Here is a 16,104-nt window from a genome sequence, read left to right as displayed (position 1 = left end):
GAGGTCGGCGAGTGCCTGCTCGGCGGCCTCCCGCTCGCGACGGGCGGGGTCGGCCCACGCGACCAGGCGGGCGGCGTCGTCGTCGAGTCCGACGGCCCGCAGGGCCGTGGCGATCTGCTGAGGTCCGATGAGGGGTGACATGCGGCCACCGTAGGGAGGGCCCGGGCCCCGCGACTGCGGCGAGGGGCGATCCGGGGATGGGGGACGCCGTCGGGACGCCTGTGCAGGAGCCAACCCTCTCGCACCGTCCCGGCGGCCGCGTCGCACCCGGGTCGCGCCGGCTTCGGCGTGTTGACCGAGGTCACACCCTGGCCTATTCTGAACGAGCGGTCAGTAATTCGATGCGCCCCGGTGCGCCCTGACCACGGAACCAGCCCGCACTCAGCGTGAGGTGATCCCCATGACGCAGACCAGCTCCCCCCAGCACCTGGCCTCCGTCCCGTCCCCCGAGGATGCGGCCGGCCAGGAGAACTTCGATCGCCTGATCGCGGAGGACTCACGCATCGAGCCCCGCGACTGGATGCCCGAGGCGTACCGCAGGTCCCTGACCCGCCAGGTCTCCCAGCACGCGCACTCCGAGATCATCGGCATGCAGCCGGAGGCCAACTGGATCACCCGAGCCCCCTCCCTGAAGCGCAAGGCGATCCTCATGGCCAAGGTCCAGGACGAGGCCGGCCACGGCCTGTACCTGTACTCCGCCGCCGAGACCCTCGGCACCCCGCGGGACGAGCTGAACGAGCAGCTGCTCTCCGGCCGCGCGAAGTACTCCTCGATCTTCAACTACCCGGCCCGCACCTGGGCGGACATGGGCGCGATCGGCTGGCTCGTCGACGGCGCCGCGATCTGCAACCAGGTGCCGCTGTGCCGCGCCTCCTACGGCCCGTACGGCCGCGCGATGGTGCGCATCTGCAAGGAGGAGTCGTTCCACCAGCGCCAGGGCTGGGAGATCCTCTACGAGCTCTCGCACGGCACCCCGGAGCAGAAGCAGATGGCCCAGGACGCCGTGGACCGCTTCTACGGCCCGGCCCTGCAGATGTTCGGCCCGCCGGACGAGGACTCCCCCAACTCCCGCCAGTCCATGGCCTGGAAGGTCAAGCGCTTCTCCAACGACGACCTGCGCCAGCGCTTCGTGGACATGATCGTCCCGCAGGCCGAGGCCCTCGGCCTCACCCTGCCGGACCCGGACCTGAAGTGGAACGAGGAGCGCGGCCACTACGACTTCGGCGAGCTGGACTGGGACGAGTTCATGTCCGTGATCAAGGGCGACGGCCCCATGAACACCCAGCGCATGGCCCGCCGCATCCAGGCCCACGAGGAGGGCGCCTGGGTCCGCGAGGCCGCCGCCGCCTACGCCCGCCGCCAGGCCGAGCAGAACGCGCCGGCCGAGACCCACCTGATCGGAGCCTGACCCATGAGCGAGACCACCGCCGCCTCCCACGCCTGGCCCCTGTGGGAGGTCTTCGTCCGCGCCAACCGCGGCCTCTCCCACGTGCACGCCGGCTCGCTGCACGCCCCGGACGCCACCCTGGCGCTGCGCAACGCGCGTGACCTGTACACCCGCCGCAACGAGGGCACCTCCGTGTGGGTCGTCCCGGCCGAGGCCATCGCGGCCTCCGACCCGGACTCCAAGGGCGGCTTCTTCGAGTCCGCGCAGGGCAAGTCCTACCGTCACGCCACCTACTACCAGCAGTCCGAGGGGGTGCCGCACCTGTGAGCTTCGCGACCAACGACTCCGCCACGAGGCACTCCGCGGGTGTGGCCATCACCGCCGAGGAGATCGCGGCCGGCGAGCAGAAGGCGAGCGACGACGTCGCCCGCTACGCCCTCGCCCTCGGTGACGACGCCCTGATGCTCGGCCAGCGCCTGTCCTGGTGGATCTCGCGCGCCCCGGAGCTCGAGGAGGACATCGCCCTGGGCAACATCGCCCTGGACCTCGTGGGCCACGCCCGCTTCCTCCTCTCCTACGCCGGCACCGCGTGGGGCAGGACCGAGGACGAGCTCGCGTACTTCCGCGACGAGGAGGAGTTCCGCTCCGTCCGCCTCGTGGAGGCCGAGAACGGCGACTTCGCCAAGACCATCGCCCGCCAGCTGTACTACTCGTACTACTCGTACGAGCTGTACACCCGCCTGCGCGAGTCCACGGACCCCACGCTCGCCGCCATCGCGGACAAGGCCCTCAAGGAGGTCCTGTACCACCAGGACCACGCCGCCCTGTGGCTGCAGCGCCTGGGCCTGGGCACCGAGGAGTCGAAGCGCCGCATGCAGCGCGGCCTGGACGAGCTGTGGCCCTACGTGGCCGAGCTCTTCCACGACGACGACGTCGTCCGCGCCCTCGCCGAGCAGGGCGTCGCCGTGCTGCCGTCGTCGCTGGAGGAGCCCACGATGACCCGCATCCGCGCGGCCATCGAGGAGGCCGGCCTGACCGTGCCGACGACGGGCACCGCCCGCGGCGGCGACCGCTCCGGCGCCATGAGCGAGTACCGCGGGTACATCCTCGCGGAGATGCAGTCCCTGGCGCGCCGTCACCCGGGAGCGACCTGGTGACCACCGCCAGCGAGCTGCGCCCCGCCGATCCCGCCGACGCGCGGGTCTGGGATGCGGCCTCCACCGTGCACGACCCGGAGATCCCCGTGCTGTCCATCGCGGACCTCGGGATCCTCCGGGAGGCACGGGTCGAGGGCGAGAGGGCCGTCGTCGTCATCACGCCCACCTATTCCGGCTGCCCCGCCATGGACACCATCACCACGGACGTCACCCGCGCGCTCGGGCGCGCCGGATTCCCCGACGCCGAGGTGCGCCTGGTGCTCCAGCCGGCGTGGACCACGGACTGGATGACGGACGAGGGCAAGGCCAAGCTCAACGAGTACGGCATCGCCCCGCCCGTCGCGCGCACCACGGACGGCCCGATCAGGATCGGCATGGCCGTGAAGTGCCCGCGCTGCCACTCCCTGAACACCCGCGAGATCACCCGCTTCGGCTCCACCTCCTGCAAGGCCCTCTACACCTGCCGGGAGTGCCTCGAGCCCTTCGACTACTTCAAGGTGCACTGATGACCGAGACCACCGACGCCCCCACCACCGGCAAGCGCCGCGCCACGTTCAACACCCTCGAGGTGTCCGAGCTGCGCCGCCTGACCGACGACTCCGTGGAGGTCACCTTCGCGGTGCCCGAGGAGCTCGCCGACGACTACGACTACGTGCCGGGTCAGTACGTGGCCCTGCGCAAGGAGCTCGACGGCGCCGAGGTGCGCCGCTCCTACTCGATCTGCGCCGTCCCGAAGCGCGGCGAGATCCGCGTGGCCGTGAAGAAGGACATCGGCGGCAGGTTCTCCACATGGGCCAACGAGAGCCTCGAGGTCGGCGAGAGGATCGACGTGATGAACCCGCAGGGTGCGTTCACGTCCCGCACGCACGTCACCTCCCTCAACGACGCCCAGAGGGTGGCGGCGGAGAAGGTCGCGGAGAAGAAGGACACGCACCTGGTGGCGTTCGCGGCCGGCTCGGGCATCACCCCGATCATGGCGATCGCCAAGGCCGTGCTCGCGGCCTCCGAGACCTCGCGCTTCGACCTGGTCTACGCGAACCGCTCCGCCATGGACGTGATGTTCGCCGAGGAGATCGGCGACCTCAAGGACAAGTACCCGGCCCGGTTCACGGTGCACCACGTGCTCTCCCGCGAGCAGCGCGTGTCCCCGCTGCTCTCCGGTCGCATCGACGAGGACAAGCTCACCACCCTCCTGGACCGCGTGATCGACGTGCAGGGCACCGACGAGTGGTTCCTCTGCGGCCCGTTCGAGCTCGTGCAGCTCACCCGTGAGACGCTCGCCGCCCGCGGCGTGTCCGAGGACGACGTGCGCTTCGAGCTGTTCACCACCGGCCGCCCGGAGAACCCGCAGGGCCACTCCGGCCGCGTGGTGGAGGTGGACCCGCAGGGCGACAACGTGACCATCGAGTTCAACCTCGACGGCCTCACCGCCAAGGTCGAGTCCCCCACGTCTGCCCACGAGACCGTCCTCAACGCCGCGCTGCGCGTCCGCTCGGACGTGCCCTTCGCCTGCGCCGGCGGCGTGTGCGGCACCTGCCGCGCCAAGGTCGTCGACGGCGCGTACGAGATGGACGAGAACTACGCGCTCGAGAAGGACGAGGTGGAGAAGGGCTACGTGCTCACGTGCCAGACCCGCCCGACCTCCGACTCGATCACGCTGGACTTCGACGCCTGAGCGCCCGCCCACGAGACCGAAGGAGCCCCCGATGATCGAGATCACCGTCGAGAACGGCGTCGCCGAGATCGTGCTGGACGCCCCCCAGAGGATGAACGCCCTGGACGAGGCCGCGCTGGCCGAACTCCAGGCCGCCTACGAGCGGGCCGCCGCCGGCGTCGAGTCCGGCGAGGTCCGGGCCGTGCTGCTGCGCGGCGAGGGCCGCGGCTTCTGCGCGGGCCGCGACATCTCCGCCGTGGTCCCGGCCGAGGACGACGCCACCGCCTACCTGCGGGACAGGGTCACCCCGGTGCTGCGGGCCATGTCCGAGATCCCGGTGCCCACCTTCGCCGCGGTGCAGGGCGCCTGCCTGGGCGTGGGCCTCGGCCTCGCGATCGCCACGGACGTGGTGTACGTGGCCGAGGACGCGAAGATCGGCTCGCCGTTCGCGAACCTCGGGGCCACCCTGGACTCGGGCGGCCACTGGCTGTTCACCGAGCGCCTGGGCGCGCACCGCACCCTGGACCTGATCTACACGGCCGAGCTCCTCTCGGGCGCCGAGGCCGTCCAGGCCGGGCTGTTCTCCCGGGCCCTGCCCGCGGACGAGCTGCTCGAGTTCACCCGCGCGAAGGTCGCCCAGGTGGCCTCCGGCGCGACCCTCGCGTTCCGCGCGTCGAAGGAACTCGTGGCCCAGGTCCGTGACCACCGCGTGGGCCTGTGGGAGTCCCTCGACGCGGAGAACATCGCCCAGGGCGAGCTCTGCGGCACCGCCGACTACGCCGAGGGCTTCCAGGCCTTCCAGGAGAAGCGGAAGCCAGAGTTCACCGGCCGCGGCTGAGCCGCCGCACCCCGCCACCGACGACGGCGCCGCACCCTTCACGCGAGGGGCGCGGCGCCGTCGTCGTCCCGGCCCGGCCGCGTCACATTCCCGTCATCAGCCCGGATCGTGGCGTGAGTCACAGAGGATCGTATACGGTGACGGGTGTCACTTCCCGACCGATCGGTCGGGCACCACACCGTCCCGCCGCCGTCTCACGGCCGGCCGCCGCCCCGCATCCCAGGAGCACCCATGAGCCACACCGTCGCATCCCCCGCGGCGCCCGCCCCCGGGCGCGATCGCCGCGAGGAGCGCAAGGTCATCGCCGGCACCGTCGTCGGCACCACCATCGAGTGGTACGACTTCTTCATCTTCGCCCAGGCCACCGCACTCGTCTTCGCCGCCCTCTTCTTCCAGCCGATGGGCGAGAACGGCTCCCAGATCGCCGCGTGGGCCACCCTCGGCATCTCCTTCCTCATCCGCCCGCTCGGCGCGATCATCGCCGGCCACCTCGGCGACCGCTTCGGCCGCAAGTTCGTCCTGTCCCTCACGCTGATCGGCATGGGCCTGGCCACCACCCTCATCGGCCTGCTGCCCACCTACGCCCAGATCGGCGTGTGGGCCCCGATCCTGCTGGTGGCGCTGCGCCTGCTGCAGGGCCTGTCCGCGGGCGGCGAGTGGGGCGGCGCGGCGCTGCTGTCCGTGGAGCACGCCCCCCACGGCAAGCGCGGCCTGTTCGGCTCCGCCCCGCAGATCGGCGTGCCGCTGGGCATGATCCTGGCCACCGGCGTGCTGTTCATCGTGCGCTCCACCATGTCCGAGGAGCAGTTCCTCACCTGGGGCTGGCGCATCCCGTTCCTGATCTCCGTGATCCTGATCGTGGTCGGCTACCTGATCCGCAAGGCCGTGGAGGAGTCCCCGGTCTTCAAGGAGATGCAGCAGCTCAAGGTAGACGAGTCCGCCCCGCTGGGCGAGCTCTTCCGGCACCACACCAAGGAGGTCATCCTCGCCGCCGTGATCTTCGCCGCGAACAACGGCGTCGGCTACCTGCTCATCGCGTGGTTCTCGAAGTACGGCGGTCCGAAGGGTCTGGGCATGACCTCCTCCGAGGTGCTCATCGCGAGCCTCGTCGGTGGCGTCGGCTGGTTCATCTTCACCCTGCTCGGCGGCTGGGTCTCGGACAAGATCGGCCGCAAGCTGACCTTCGTCCTCGGCTACGGCTTCTTGATCATCTGGGCCTTCCCGCTGTTCGGGCTGCTCAACACCGCGTCTCTGCCGCTGTTCTCGCTGGGCCTGTTCGTCCTGACCCTGGGCCTGGGTCCGTCCTACGGCCCGCAGTCGGCGATGTACGCCGAGATGTTCCCGGCCCGCGTCCGCTTCTCCGGCGTCTCCATCGGCTACGCGCTCGGCACCATCATCGGCGGCGCCTTCGCCCCGCTGCTCGCCGACCAGCTCGTGAAGACCGGCTGGGAGAACGTGGCCTGGTACATCATCGTGATCTCCGCGATCTCGCTCATCGCTGTCCTGTTCGTCCCCAAGGGCATCCAGGACCGCGAGCTGCACGACGAGCAGGTCGTCGCCACCCGCTCCCACCCGGTGGTCCCGGCCTGATCCGGCCCGTCTGACGGGCTCCGCCCGTCCCCACCCCACGACGACGGCGGGTCCTCCTCCGGAAGGGCGCGCCGTCGTCGTGGGCGACCGGACCGGCGCCGAGGCCCGCAGACACGCCGCTACCTCGGGGACGTAACGGCGCGTCTGCGGGCCTCCGCGCGGGCTCGTCCCTGTCCCGTCACACCCGCCCCGCAGTTGACCCCCGTCACACCGGCCCGGAATACTGAACCTGAACGCACGGTCGGTAATTCGCCGCGCCCGCCCCGTCGTCGGTCACTCAAGGAGTCTCCATGTCCGCACAGTCCCAAGCCCTGCTCGTCGGCGGTCGCCGCACGCCCGTCGGCAAGTACGGCGGCGCCCTCTCCTCCGTCCGCCCCGACGACCTCGCCGCCCTGACCGTCAAGGCCGTGGTCGAGGACGCCGGCATCGACCCGTCGGTCGTGGATGAGGTCATCCTCGGCAACGCCAACGGCGCGGGCGAGGAGAACCGCAACGTCGCCCGCATGGCCTGGCTGCTGGCCGGCTTCCCGGACACCGTCCCGGGCATCACCGTGAACCGTCTCTGCGCTTCGGGCATGTCCGCGATCGGCATCGCCACCGCGATGGTGCGCTCCGGGATGGCCGACGTCGTCGTGGCCGGCGGCGTGGAGTCGATGTCCCGCGCCCCCTGGGTGATGGAGAAGCCGACGACGGCGTTCGCCAAGCCCGGTGCGGCCTTCGACACCGCGATCGGCTGGCGCTTCGTGAACCCGCGCTTCGCGGACGGCGAGTTCGGGGAGAAGTTCACCTTCTCCATGCCGGAGACCGCCGAGGAGGTCGGCGAGGTGGACGGCATCACCCGCGAGGACGCCGACGCCTTCGCCGCCCGCTCGCATGCGCGTGCGCTGGCCGCCATCGAGGCCGGCCGCTTCGAGGACGAGATCGTGCCCGTCGTCGTCACGGGCCGCAAGGGCGCCGAGACGATCGTGGACACGGACGAGGGCCCCCGCCCCGGCTCCACCCCCGGGGTGCTCGCCGGCCTGCGCCCGATCATCAAGAAGGACGGCGTGGTCACCGCCGGCAACTCCTCCTCCCTCAACGACGGCGCCTCGTCGATCCTCGTCGTCTCCGAGCGGGCCGCGCAGAAGTACGGCCTGACCCCGCGGGCCCGCGTCGTGGAGTCCACCTCGGCGGGCCTGGCCCCCGAGATCATGGGTCTGGGCCCCGTCCCGGCCACCGAGAAGGCCCTCGAGCGCTCCCGCTGGTCCGTGGCGGACCTGGGCGCCGTCGAGCTCAACGAGGCCTTCGCCACCCAGTCCCTGGCCTCGATGCGGCGCCTCGGTCTGGACCCGGAGACCGTCAACGCCGACGGCGGCGCGATCGCCCTGGGCCATCCGCTGGGCTCCTCGGGGTCGCGTCTCGTGGTCACGCTGCTCGGTCGGATGGAGCGTGAGGGCGCGGACAGGGGCCTGGCCACGATGTGCGTGGGCGTGGGCCAGGGCTCCGCGATGCTCGTCGAGAGGGTCTGAGCAGATGACCGGCTTCAGCCACTTCACGGCACTGCGCGTCGAGGAGCGTGAGGACCGCGTCCACGCGCGCATGGACCGCCCGGGCGTGCGCAACGCGATCGACCAGACCATGGTCGACGAGTTCCACGAACTCTGCGCCCACCTCGAACGCGAGCCGAAGATCCTGATCATCTCGGGCACACAGGTGGAGTCGAAGCGCGAGCCGGGGACGTTCTCCGGCATCTTCGCCTCCGGCGCGGACATCGGACAGCTGCGCGAGCGCCGCCGCGACGACGCCCTGCGCGGTGTGAACTCGCAGGTCTTCGACCGCATCCACCGGCTGCCCATGCCCGTGATCGCGGCGATCGACGGCTTCGCCCTCGGCGGCGGCGCGGAACTGGCCTACGCGGCCGACTTCCGCATCGCCACCCCGGCGCTGAAGATGGGCCAGCCCGAGACGAGTCTGGGGATCACGGCCGCTGCGGGCGCCCAGTGGCGGCTCAAGGAGCTGGTGGGTGAGCCGGTGGCCCTCGAGCTGCTGCTCGCCGGACGGCTCCTGGACGCGCAGGAGGCCCTCGAGCTCAAGCTCGTCACCGAGCTGCACGAGCCGGACGCCCTCCTCGACGCCGCCGACGCCCTCGCCGACCGCATCGCGCAGCAGGACCCGCTGGCGGTGCGGCTGTCCAAGCGCGTCTTCCACCTCCCTCGCGAGGCCCACCCCCACGTGGACGAGATCGCGCAGGCCATCCTGTTCGAGTCCGAGGCCAAGTTCGAGCGCATGCAGGCGTTCCTGGACCGCAAGAAGAAGTGAGGACTGACATGACCGATCAGCAGCACACCCCTGACACCGCTCCGTCCTCCGTGCCCGCCGTCGTCGGCGTCCTCGGCGGCGGCCGGATGGGCGGCGGCATCGCCCACGCATTCCTCGTCTCCGGCTCGTCCGAGGTGGTCGTCGTCGAGCGCGACCCGCAGTCGGCCCAGGCCGCCAAGGAGCGCATCGAGGCCGACCTGGCCGCCTCCCTCGAGCGCGGCAAGATCGACGGCGACCTGGACGAGTGGGCGCAGCGCCTGACCGTCTCCGTGGACCGCGCCGACTTCGCCCGCTGCGACCTCGTGGTCGAGGCCGTGTTCGAGGACATGCAGGTGAAGATCGAGGCGCTCACCGACGTCGAGGCCCACCTGCGCGAGGACGCCTGGCTGGCCAGCAACACCTCCTCCCTGTCCATCGACGAGATCGCCTCGCACCTGCAGCGTCCCGAGCGCTTCTGCGGCCTGCACTACTTCAACCCGGTGCCCGCCTCGAAGCTCGTGGAGGTCGTGATCGGCGAGCAGACCGGTGCGGAGCTCCAGGCCCTGTCCACCGAGTGGGTCCGCGGGCTCGGCAAGACCCCCGTCGTCGTCAAGGACGCACCGGGCTTCGCCTCGTCGCGCCTGGGCGTGGCGATCGCGCTCGAGGCCATCCGCATGGTCGAGGAGGGCGTAGCCTCCCCCGAGGACATCGACGCCGCCATGGTGCTGGGCTACAAGTTCCCGGTCGGCCCGCTGGCGCTGACCGACATCGTGGGCCTGGACGTGCGCCTGGGCATCGCGGAGTACCTCGAGTCCCAGCTGGGTGAGCGCTTCGCCCCGCCGCAGCTCATGCGGGACATGGTGGCCCGCGGCGAGCTCGGCCGGAAGTCCGGCAAGGGCTTCTTCGACTACCGCTGAGCCCCCGGGGCAGGCGCTTTCGAACGTGAGATAGGCCCTATCTCCCGTTCGAAAGCGCCCATTCCCCCGATATCACGTTCGAAAGTGCGGGGGCGGGGCGGGCGCGGCTAACGTGGCGGGCATGGACGAGCCCACGCTGCTGCGCACGGCCCTGCCCGTGGCGAACACGCCCGGCCATCACCTGGACCAGCGGCTCTGGCTCCCCCGCACCCGGCGCCCCGTGGACCCCGAGATCTTCGGCCGGGTCTGATGTCGGTCGACCGCCCCTTCCGCTTCACCCACCGCTGGGCCGTCCCCGCGGACGCCCGGTCCGTGCTGGCCCTGCTCGCCGACCCGGCCGGCTACCCACGCTGGTGGCCGGCCGTCCCGCGCGCCCATCGCCTGGGCCCCGACCGCGCCGCGGTCCGGCTGCGCGGGTTCGTGCCGGTGCGTCTGACGATGGAACGTCTCATCGACGACCGCGCCCGCGGCCTTCTGGTCGCGCACCTGAGCGGGGATCTGACGGGCACCGTGCGGGTCACCGTCCACGACGACGGCGCCCCGGCCGGACACGCGACGCACTGCATCGTGGTGTGGGAGCAGGAGGTGGTGCTGACCTCGTCGTGGATGCGCGCCGTGGCCCGCGTGCCGGGCGCCCGCGCCGCGATGGGCCTCAGCCACGCGGCCGCGATGCACTCCGCGCGTCGGGCGCTCGGGGCCAAGGCCGTGCCGACCGCTGATCCTGCTCGAACGACTCGTCCATGACGGCCCGGCGCGCTCGGGCCGGCTCAGACCTCGGCCTGGGCCTCGTTCCACTCGCGGGACAGCGGCGGGCGGGCGACGCCGTCGAGGAGGCCGTCGGCGGGGTCGACGCCGAGCTCGACGATCCTGTTGTCCGCGTCCACGTGGACGACCTTGGGCTGGAAGTTGCGAGCCTCGTCGTCGTCCATCTGCCCGTAGGCGATGAGGATGACGATGTCCCCCGGATGCACCAGGTGGGCGGCGGCGCCGTTGATGCCGAGCACGCCGGAGCCCCGCTCGCCCGCGATGGTGTAGGTCTCCAGTCGCGCGCCGTTCGTGACGTCCACGATGGACACGAGCTCGCCCGGGAGGATGTCCGCGGCGTCCAGCAGGTCCTGGTCCACGGTCACGGAGCCCACGTAGTGCAGGTCCGCCTGGGTCACGGTGGCCCGGTGGATCTTGGCGTGGAACATGGTGCGCAGCATGCGGCAGAACTCTCCGGATGAGGGGGTGGGGCGGGTCCGAGGGGACCGGTGCTCGATTCTACGCCGGTCCGGAGACGAGGGGCAGGGGCCGACGCCGGCCCGAGGCTCCCGCCCCTCTCGTCGAGGCCCGCAGACACGCCGCCACGTCCTGGCCGTAGCGGCGCGTCTGCGGGCCTGGGCGGGTCAGATCCACGACGGCGGCACTCGGCCCGGCGGGGTCCGCGCGGCCACCAGGCCCCGCAGCTGCCGTACGAAGAGCTCCCAGTGCCCCGGCCGGAACACGTCGGCGGTCACCCGGATCACCTCCCACCCCTCCGCGCGCAGGGCCGCGTCCCGCTCGCGGTCCTCACGCCACTGCCGGCGATCCGTGCGGTGCTGATCGCCGTCGTACTCGACCGCCACCTTGGCCTCCGCCCACACCAGATCCACGCGGAGCCGCTGTCCCGTGGCGAGGCGGATGCACGGGTTCACTGCGGGCTCGGGGACGCCGTCCAGGACGAGCCGCGCCCGCAGCCGGCTCTCCTGCGGCGAGTCGGCCCCGGGGCGCACGAGCTCCAGCGCCTCCCGGGCCGCACGGATCCCGCGCACCCGTCCGCGTTCCTCGACGGCGGCGCGCAGCTCGGCCACGTCCGTCACCCCGGGAGGCAGCCGACGGCGGCGGGCCTCCGTCGGGGCGGTCCGAACCATGCTGTCCCCCAGCGCGACGAGATGCTCGAGCGGCCCGGCGTGCGCGGCGAGGTCCACGAAGGTCCACCCCGGTGCGGTCACACGCACCCCGTCCACGATCCGCACCGGTGCGTCGGCGCGGAGGCGGTGTGAGCGGATCCCGGCCCGGCTCGACGCGGTGCCGTGGCCGCGCGGGGTCGCGATGTGCACGGACCGGTCGGCGGCGAGCGGCCCGGTCAACCACAGGCCGAGCACCCGGGCGGCCGTGACGTGGCTGAACACGCCCTCGGGGTGCAGATCCTGCAGTGCCCGCACATGATCCATGGGGTCCGGTGCGACGCCGCGCAGGCCCCAGAGCCCCCAGCCGAGGGAGACCACGTCCCCGCGCCGCAGCCGGGCCGCGCTCACGCCCGCCTCGCGCGCGGCCGGGGTCGAGAACACCGTCGGAGCGCGGAGGAGGCCGTCCAGTCCGCAGCGCATCGGAGGCAGGGGCGCGGGCGAGCGGGGCATGGGCCGAGCGTGCCCGATCCGGGCGCGCCGCCGTCGTCGTCCGCCGGGATCTGTGGACGACGCCCCACCGAGGCCCGCAGACACGCCGCTACGTCCTGGCCGTAGCGGCGCGTCTGCGGGCTTCGGCGCCACGGGCGGCGCCGCCAGGCCCTCCCCACGACGACGGCGTCACCCGCCCGGCTCCCCCTCCCGCGTGATGCACGTCTCGGCTAGGGTGAGGACCAATAACCGACCGATCGGTCGGGACTCGTCCGCGCCCCCGACACCAGGAGCCCCCGTGACCGTCACCGCCCCCTCCCTCCCGGAGATCCTCCCCAGCTACGTCGCCGGCAGCTGGTGGACGCCGTCGCACCCGTCCAAGGTCACCGACGTGAGGGACGCGAACACCGGCGCGCGCCTGACCGGCGTCTCCACCGACGGCCTCGACACGGCCGCCGCCATCGAGCACGCCCGCACCGTCGGCCAGCAGGCCCTGGGCGCGCTGACCATCCACGAGCGCGCCCTCAAGCTCAAGGAGCTCGCGCTCTTTCTGAACTCCCGCGTCCAGGAGCTCTACGACGTCTCCTTCGCCACCGGCGCCACGCAGCGCGACCACGCCTTCGACGTCGACGGCGGCATCGGCACCCTCTTCACGTTCTCCGGCAAGGGCCGCCGCGAGCTGCCGAATTCCACCGTGATCATCGACGGCGACGTGGAGCCCCTCTCCCGCGACGGCTCCTTCATCGGCGAGCACATCTACCAGCGCATCCCGGGCGTGGCCGTGCAGATCAACGCCTTCAACTTCCCCGTGTGGGGCATGCTCGAGAAGTTCGCCCCGGCCTTCGTCGCGGGCGTGCCCACCGTGGTCAAGCCGGCCACCCCCACCGGCTACGTCACGCAGAAGTGCGTCGAGCTGATGCTCGAGTCCGGCGTGCTGCCCGAGGGCTCGATCCAGCTGATCTCCGGTTCCGCCCGCGACCTGCTGGACCACCTGGACTACCGCGACCACGTCGCGTTCACCGGCTCCGCCGCCACCGCGGCCACCCTGAAGAAGCACCCGAACGTGCAGGAGGGCGGCGTCCGCTTCACCGCGGAGACCGACTCCCTCAACGCCGCCATCCTCGGCCCCGACGCCGCCCCCGGCACCCCCGAGTTCGAGGCGTTCGTGAAGGTCGTCTTCCAGGAGATGACGGTCAAGGCCGGCCAGAAGTGCACGGCCATCCGCCGGGTGATCGTCCCGCAGGATCGGGTCGAGGCCGTGACCGCCGCCCTCACCGAGCGCCTGGCCGCGAAGGTCGTCCTGGGCGACCCGCGCGTCGAGGGCACCACCATGGGCGCCCTGGCCTCGAAGGAGCAGCAGAGCGAGGTCCGCGGCGCGGTGCAGCGCCTGGTCGACGCCGGCGGTCAGGTCCGCCTCGGCGGCCCCGAGGGCTCGACCGGCGACGCCGACGCCGAGTCCGGCGCGTTCTTCGCCCCCACGGTGCTCACCTTCGAGGACGCGCGCACCCCCGAGGTGCACAGCGTCGAGGCGTTCGGCCCGGTCACCTCGGTGATCGGCTACACGGACGTGGCCGACGCCGTGGCCCTGGCCGCCCTGGGGTCGGGATCGCTCGTGGCCACGGTCGCCACGAACGACGGTGAGACCGCCCGCGCGTTCACCGCCGGGATCGGCGCCCACCACGGCCGCGTGCACGTCCTGAACCGCCAGACCGCCACGACCACCACCGGTCACGGCGCCCCCGTGCCGGTGCTGATCCACGGCGGCCCCGGCCGCGCCGGCGGCGGCGAGGAGCTCGGCGGGGTCCGCGCCGTGAAGCACTACATGCAGCGCACGGCGATCCAGGGCTCCCCGGACATGCTCACGGCCATCACCGGCGTGTGGCATCAGGGCGCCGCGGCCCACACGGTGACGCGCGAGGACGTGGAGGCCGGCACCGCCGTGCACCCGTTCTACAAGTCCCTGGCCGAGCTGACGGTGGGCGACCAGTTCGCCTCCGGCCTGCGCACCGTCACCCTGGAGGACATCACCGCCTTCGCGGAGGAGACCGGGGACAGGTTCTACGCCCACACGGACGAGGAGGCCGCCATGGCCAACCCGTTCTTCCCGCGCCGGGTGGCCCACGGCTACCTGCTGGTCTCGTGGGCCGCGGGGCTGTTCGTGGCCCCGGATCCGGGCCCGGTGCTGGCCAACTACGGCCTGGAGAACCTGCGCTTCATCACGCCGGTGACCTACGACGACGCCATCCGCGTGACCCTGACGGCCAAGCGCATCACCCCGCGCGTGAGCGACGAGTACGGCGAGGTGGCCTGGGACTGCCGGATCCACAACCAGAAGGACGAGCTCTGCGCCCAGTACGACGTGCTGACGCTCGTGGCCAAGACCTGGCCGATGGCCCCGTCCGAGACCTCCCAGGGCTGAGCCTCCCCGCCCCGACGGGCCGTCCCGTGCGCCCGCCGCGCACCGGGTGGCCCGTCGTCGTCCCCGGGAACAAGGAGCGTGCCCGGGACGTTCACCTGGGCGTCCCATTCGGACCGCGAGAGAAGAAGGTCGACATACATGTCCGAGTTCACCCGTTTCGATCAGGTCGCCGTGCTGGGCACCGGTGTGCTGGGTTCGCAGATCATCATGCAGGCGGCGTACCACGGCAAGAAGGTGATGGCCTACGACGCCGTCCCCGCCGCCCTCGAGGGGATCGAGCGCCGCTGGGCGTGGATCCGCCAGGGCTACGAGGCAGACCTCGGGGAGGGCTACGACCCGCAGCGCTTCGACGAGGCCATCGCCCGCATCACGCCGACCTCGGACCTCGGCGAGGCCCTGGCGGATGCGGACATCGTGGTCGAGGCCGTCCCGGAGAACCTGGAGCTCAAGCGCAAGGTGTGGGCCCAGGTGGGCGAGCTCGCCCCCGCCACGACCCTGTTCGCCACGAACACCTCCTCCCTGCTGCCCTCGGACTTCGCCGACGCCAGCGGCCATCCGGAGCGCTTCCTGGCCCTGCACTACGCCAACCGCATCTGGGCGCAGAACACCGCCGAGGTCATGGGCACCCCCAAGACCTCGCCGGAGGCCGTCGCCGGAGCCCTGCAGTTCGCCGAGGAGACCGGCATGGTCCCCGTGCACGTGCGCAAGGAGATCCCGGGCTACTTCCTCAACTCCCTGCTCATCCCGTGGCTCCAGGCCGGCTCCAAGCTGTACATGCACGGAGTGGGCAACCCGGCGGACATCGACCGCACCTGGCGCGTGGCCACCGGCAACGAGCGCGGCCCGTTCCAGACCTATGACATCGTGGGCTTCCACGTGGCCGCCAACGTCTCCCGCAACACGGGCGTCGACTGGCAGCTCGGCTTCGCTGAGCTGCTCGAGAAGAGCATCGCCGAGGGCCACAGCGGCGTGGCCGACGGCCAGGGCTTCTACCGCTACGGGCCGGACGGGGAGAACCTCGGCCCGGTGGAGGACTGGAACCTGGGCGACAAGGACACCCCGCTCGGCTGACCTCCTCGACTGACGGATCAGGGGCCGTCCGGTGCGCACCACGCATCGGGCGGCCCCGACGCATGCCCCCGCCGCTTCCTTGTGGCATCCGTCACAGCGCACGTAGAGTCGGGCCATGACGACCCCCCGACTCCCCCTGCTCGGCGCCCTCGCCGTGGGCGCACTCGCCCTCACCGGATGCGCGGGCGGCGGCGGCGCAGAGCCCTCCTCCTCCGCCCCGTCGTCGGCGTCGTCCGCGACGACGGCGGCCTCGTCCGCGTCCACGTCGCCCGCGGCCAGCAGCTCCACGGAGAGCACGGGCGCGGCGGAGAGCACGGCCAGCGCCTCCGCCTCCAGCAGCCTGTCCCTCGAGATGCCCCCCGCGCTGGACGGGCAGCGGACCCTGGCGGTGCAGGCCGCCGTGCAGCGGGCCGCGGGGCCGGGGTCCGAGGTGA

At 72.1% G+C, this 16,104-nt stretch carries 16 protein-coding genes and 1 pseudogene; 15 read left to right on the top strand and 2 right to left on the bottom strand.

The window, feature by feature from the left end; all coding sequences use genetic code 11:
- The first annotated feature begins 400 nt into the window (after positions 1–400).
- From paaA to D8M29_RS03235, 12 genes are all read left to right on the top strand, one after another.
- Positions 401–1,408: a 1,2-phenylacetyl-CoA epoxidase subunit PaaA gene (gene paaA, locus D8M29_RS03290; RefSeq protein WP_095347246.1), complete on the top strand. Its 1,008-nt coding sequence runs from the start codon at positions 401–403 to the stop codon at positions 1,406–1,408.
- Positions 1,409–1,411: 3 nt separating this feature from the next.
- Positions 1,412–1,714: a 1,2-phenylacetyl-CoA epoxidase subunit PaaB gene (gene paaB / locus D8M29_RS03285; protein WP_020624884.1), complete on the top strand. Its 303-nt coding sequence runs from the start codon at positions 1,412–1,414 to the stop codon at positions 1,712–1,714.
- Complete coding sequence (gene paaC / locus D8M29_RS03280; protein ID WP_127435154.1) at positions 1,711–2,544, top strand: 1,2-phenylacetyl-CoA epoxidase subunit PaaC; 834 nt, start codon at positions 1,711–1,713, stop codon at positions 2,542–2,544. Before paaB ends, paaC begins: the two co-directional genes overlap by 4 nt.
- A complete protein-coding gene (gene paaD / locus D8M29_RS03275; protein WP_098094236.1) occupies positions 2,541–3,050 on the top strand; it encodes a 1,2-phenylacetyl-CoA epoxidase subunit PaaD in 510 nt (169 codons plus the stop codon). The genes paaC and paaD overlap by 4 nt, the downstream gene beginning before the upstream one ends.
- Entirely contained in the window at positions 3,050–4,219 is a 1,170-nt protein-coding gene (gene paaE, locus D8M29_RS03270; protein WP_127435153.1) for a 1,2-phenylacetyl-CoA epoxidase subunit PaaE, read from the top strand. The genes paaD and paaE overlap by 1 nt, the downstream gene beginning before the upstream one ends.
- A 31-nt stretch (positions 4,220–4,250) precedes the next feature.
- Positions 4,251–5,036: an enoyl-CoA hydratase/isomerase family protein gene (locus tag D8M29_RS03265; protein WP_049146507.1), complete on the top strand. Its 786-nt coding sequence runs from the start codon at positions 4,251–4,253 to the stop codon at positions 5,034–5,036.
- 231 nt (positions 5,037–5,267) lie between these two features.
- The gene (locus D8M29_RS03260) at positions 5,268–6,626 is read left to right on the top strand and encodes an MFS transporter (RefSeq protein WP_127435152.1); all 1,359 of its coding nucleotides are present in this window, start codon (positions 5,268–5,270) and stop codon (positions 6,624–6,626) included.
- 290 nt (positions 6,627–6,916) lie between these two features.
- A complete protein-coding gene (locus tag D8M29_RS03255; protein WP_102708659.1) occupies positions 6,917–8,134 on the top strand; it encodes a thiolase family protein in 1,218 nt (405 codons plus the stop codon).
- A gap of 4 nt (positions 8,135–8,138) precedes the next feature.
- Entirely contained in the window at positions 8,139–8,924 is a 786-nt protein-coding gene (locus D8M29_RS03250; RefSeq protein WP_127435151.1) for an enoyl-CoA hydratase/isomerase family protein, read from the top strand.
- An 8-nt stretch (positions 8,925–8,932) separates the two neighbouring features.
- Positions 8,933–9,820, top strand: a complete 888-nt coding sequence (locus D8M29_RS03245) for a 3-hydroxyacyl-CoA dehydrogenase family protein (RefSeq protein WP_127435150.1) — start codon at positions 8,933–8,935, stop codon at positions 9,818–9,820.
- Positions 9,821–9,941: 121 nt separating this feature from the next.
- Positions 9,942–10,070 (top strand): hypothetical protein, encoded by a 129-nt coding sequence (locus D8M29_RS14360; protein WP_255420486.1) that lies wholly within the window; start codon positions 9,942–9,944, stop codon positions 10,068–10,070.
- A complete protein-coding gene (locus D8M29_RS03235) occupies positions 10,070–10,564 on the top strand; it encodes an SRPBCC family protein (protein WP_127445790.1) in 495 nt (164 codons plus the stop codon). The genes D8M29_RS14360 and D8M29_RS03235 overlap by 1 nt, the downstream gene beginning before the upstream one ends.
- A 23-nt stretch (positions 10,565–10,587) precedes the next feature.
- Here the strand turns inward: D8M29_RS03235 and panD are convergent, their stop codons facing one another.
- Both panD and D8M29_RS03225 read right to left on the bottom strand, forming a co-directional pair.
- The gene (gene panD / locus D8M29_RS03230; RefSeq protein WP_127435342.1) at positions 10,588–11,025 is read right to left on the bottom strand and encodes an aspartate 1-decarboxylase; all 438 of its coding nucleotides are present in this window, start codon (positions 11,023–11,025) and stop codon (positions 10,588–10,590) included.
- Between the two features lie 183 nt (positions 11,026–11,208).
- The gene (locus D8M29_RS03225; RefSeq protein WP_095695022.1) at positions 11,209–12,201 is read right to left on the bottom strand and encodes a DUF559 domain-containing protein; all 993 of its coding nucleotides are present in this window, start codon (positions 12,199–12,201) and stop codon (positions 11,209–11,211) included.
- Between the two features lie 277 nt (positions 12,202–12,478).
- Here D8M29_RS03225 and paaZ point away from each other — a divergent pair, with 277 nt between their 5' ends.
- The 3 genes and pseudogenes from paaZ to D8M29_RS03210 all read left to right on the top strand — a co-directional run.
- A complete protein-coding gene (gene paaZ, locus D8M29_RS03220; RefSeq protein WP_127435344.1) occupies positions 12,479–14,599 on the top strand; it encodes a phenylacetic acid degradation bifunctional protein PaaZ in 2,121 nt (706 codons plus the stop codon).
- A gap of 138 nt (positions 14,600–14,737) precedes the next feature.
- Complete coding sequence (locus tag D8M29_RS03215; protein ID WP_127435345.1) at positions 14,738–15,670, top strand: 3-hydroxyacyl-CoA dehydrogenase; 933 nt, start codon at positions 14,738–14,740, stop codon at positions 15,668–15,670.
- A 115-nt stretch (positions 15,671–15,785) separates the two neighbouring features.
- A pseudogene (locus tag D8M29_RS03210) lies at positions 15,786–16,104 on the top strand (hypothetical protein); the annotation flags it as partial.

Origin of the sequence: Micrococcus sp. HSID17227, from assembly GCF_003989405.1 — a bacterium.
GTDB lineage: Bacteria > Actinomycetota > Actinomycetes > Actinomycetales > Micrococcaceae > Micrococcus > Micrococcus luteus.
Note: the sequence above shows the minus strand (reverse complement) of the source record. Positions and strands in the feature narration are given on the sequence as shown.

What these genes read in the sequence shown, in the direction of transcription:
- paaB (WP_020624884.1), top strand. Translation starts at nt 1,412, where the DNA reads ATGAGCGAGACCACCGCCGCCTCCCACGCCTGGCCCCTGTGGGAGGTC.
- D8M29_RS03235 (WP_127445790.1), top strand. Translation starts at nt 10,070, where the DNA reads ATGTCGGTCGACCGCCCCTTCCGCTTCACCCACCGCTGGGCCGTCCCC.
- D8M29_RS03215 (WP_127435345.1), top strand. Translation starts at nt 14,738, where the DNA reads ATGTCCGAGTTCACCCGTTTCGATCAGGTCGCCGTGCTGGGCACCGGT.
- D8M29_RS03250 (WP_127435151.1), top strand. Translation starts at nt 8,139, where the DNA reads ATGACCGGCTTCAGCCACTTCACGGCACTGCGCGTCGAGGAGCGTGAG.
- D8M29_RS03265 (WP_049146507.1), top strand. Translation starts at nt 4,251, where the DNA reads ATGATCGAGATCACCGTCGAGAACGGCGTCGCCGAGATCGTGCTGGAC.
- D8M29_RS03255 (WP_102708659.1), top strand. Translation starts at nt 6,917, where the DNA reads ATGTCCGCACAGTCCCAAGCCCTGCTCGTCGGCGGTCGCCGCACGCCC.
- D8M29_RS03225 (WP_095695022.1), bottom strand. Translation starts at nt 12,201, where the DNA reads ATGCCCCGCTCGCCCGCGCCCCTGCCTCCGATGCGCTGCGGACTGGAC.
- D8M29_RS03245 (WP_127435150.1), top strand. Translation starts at nt 8,933, where the DNA reads ATGACCGATCAGCAGCACACCCCTGACACCGCTCCGTCCTCCGTGCCC.
- paaA (WP_095347246.1), top strand. Translation starts at nt 401, where the DNA reads ATGACGCAGACCAGCTCCCCCCAGCACCTGGCCTCCGTCCCGTCCCCC.
- panD (WP_127435342.1), bottom strand. Translation starts at nt 11,025, where the DNA reads ATGCTGCGCACCATGTTCCACGCCAAGATCCACCGGGCCACCGTGACC.
- D8M29_RS03260 (WP_127435152.1), top strand. Translation starts at nt 5,268, where the DNA reads ATGAGCCACACCGTCGCATCCCCCGCGGCGCCCGCCCCCGGGCGCGAT.
- paaE (WP_127435153.1), top strand. Translation starts at nt 3,050, where the DNA reads ATGACCGAGACCACCGACGCCCCCACCACCGGCAAGCGCCGCGCCACG.
- D8M29_RS14360 (WP_255420486.1), top strand. Translation starts at nt 9,942, where the DNA reads ATGGACGAGCCCACGCTGCTGCGCACGGCCCTGCCCGTGGCGAACACG.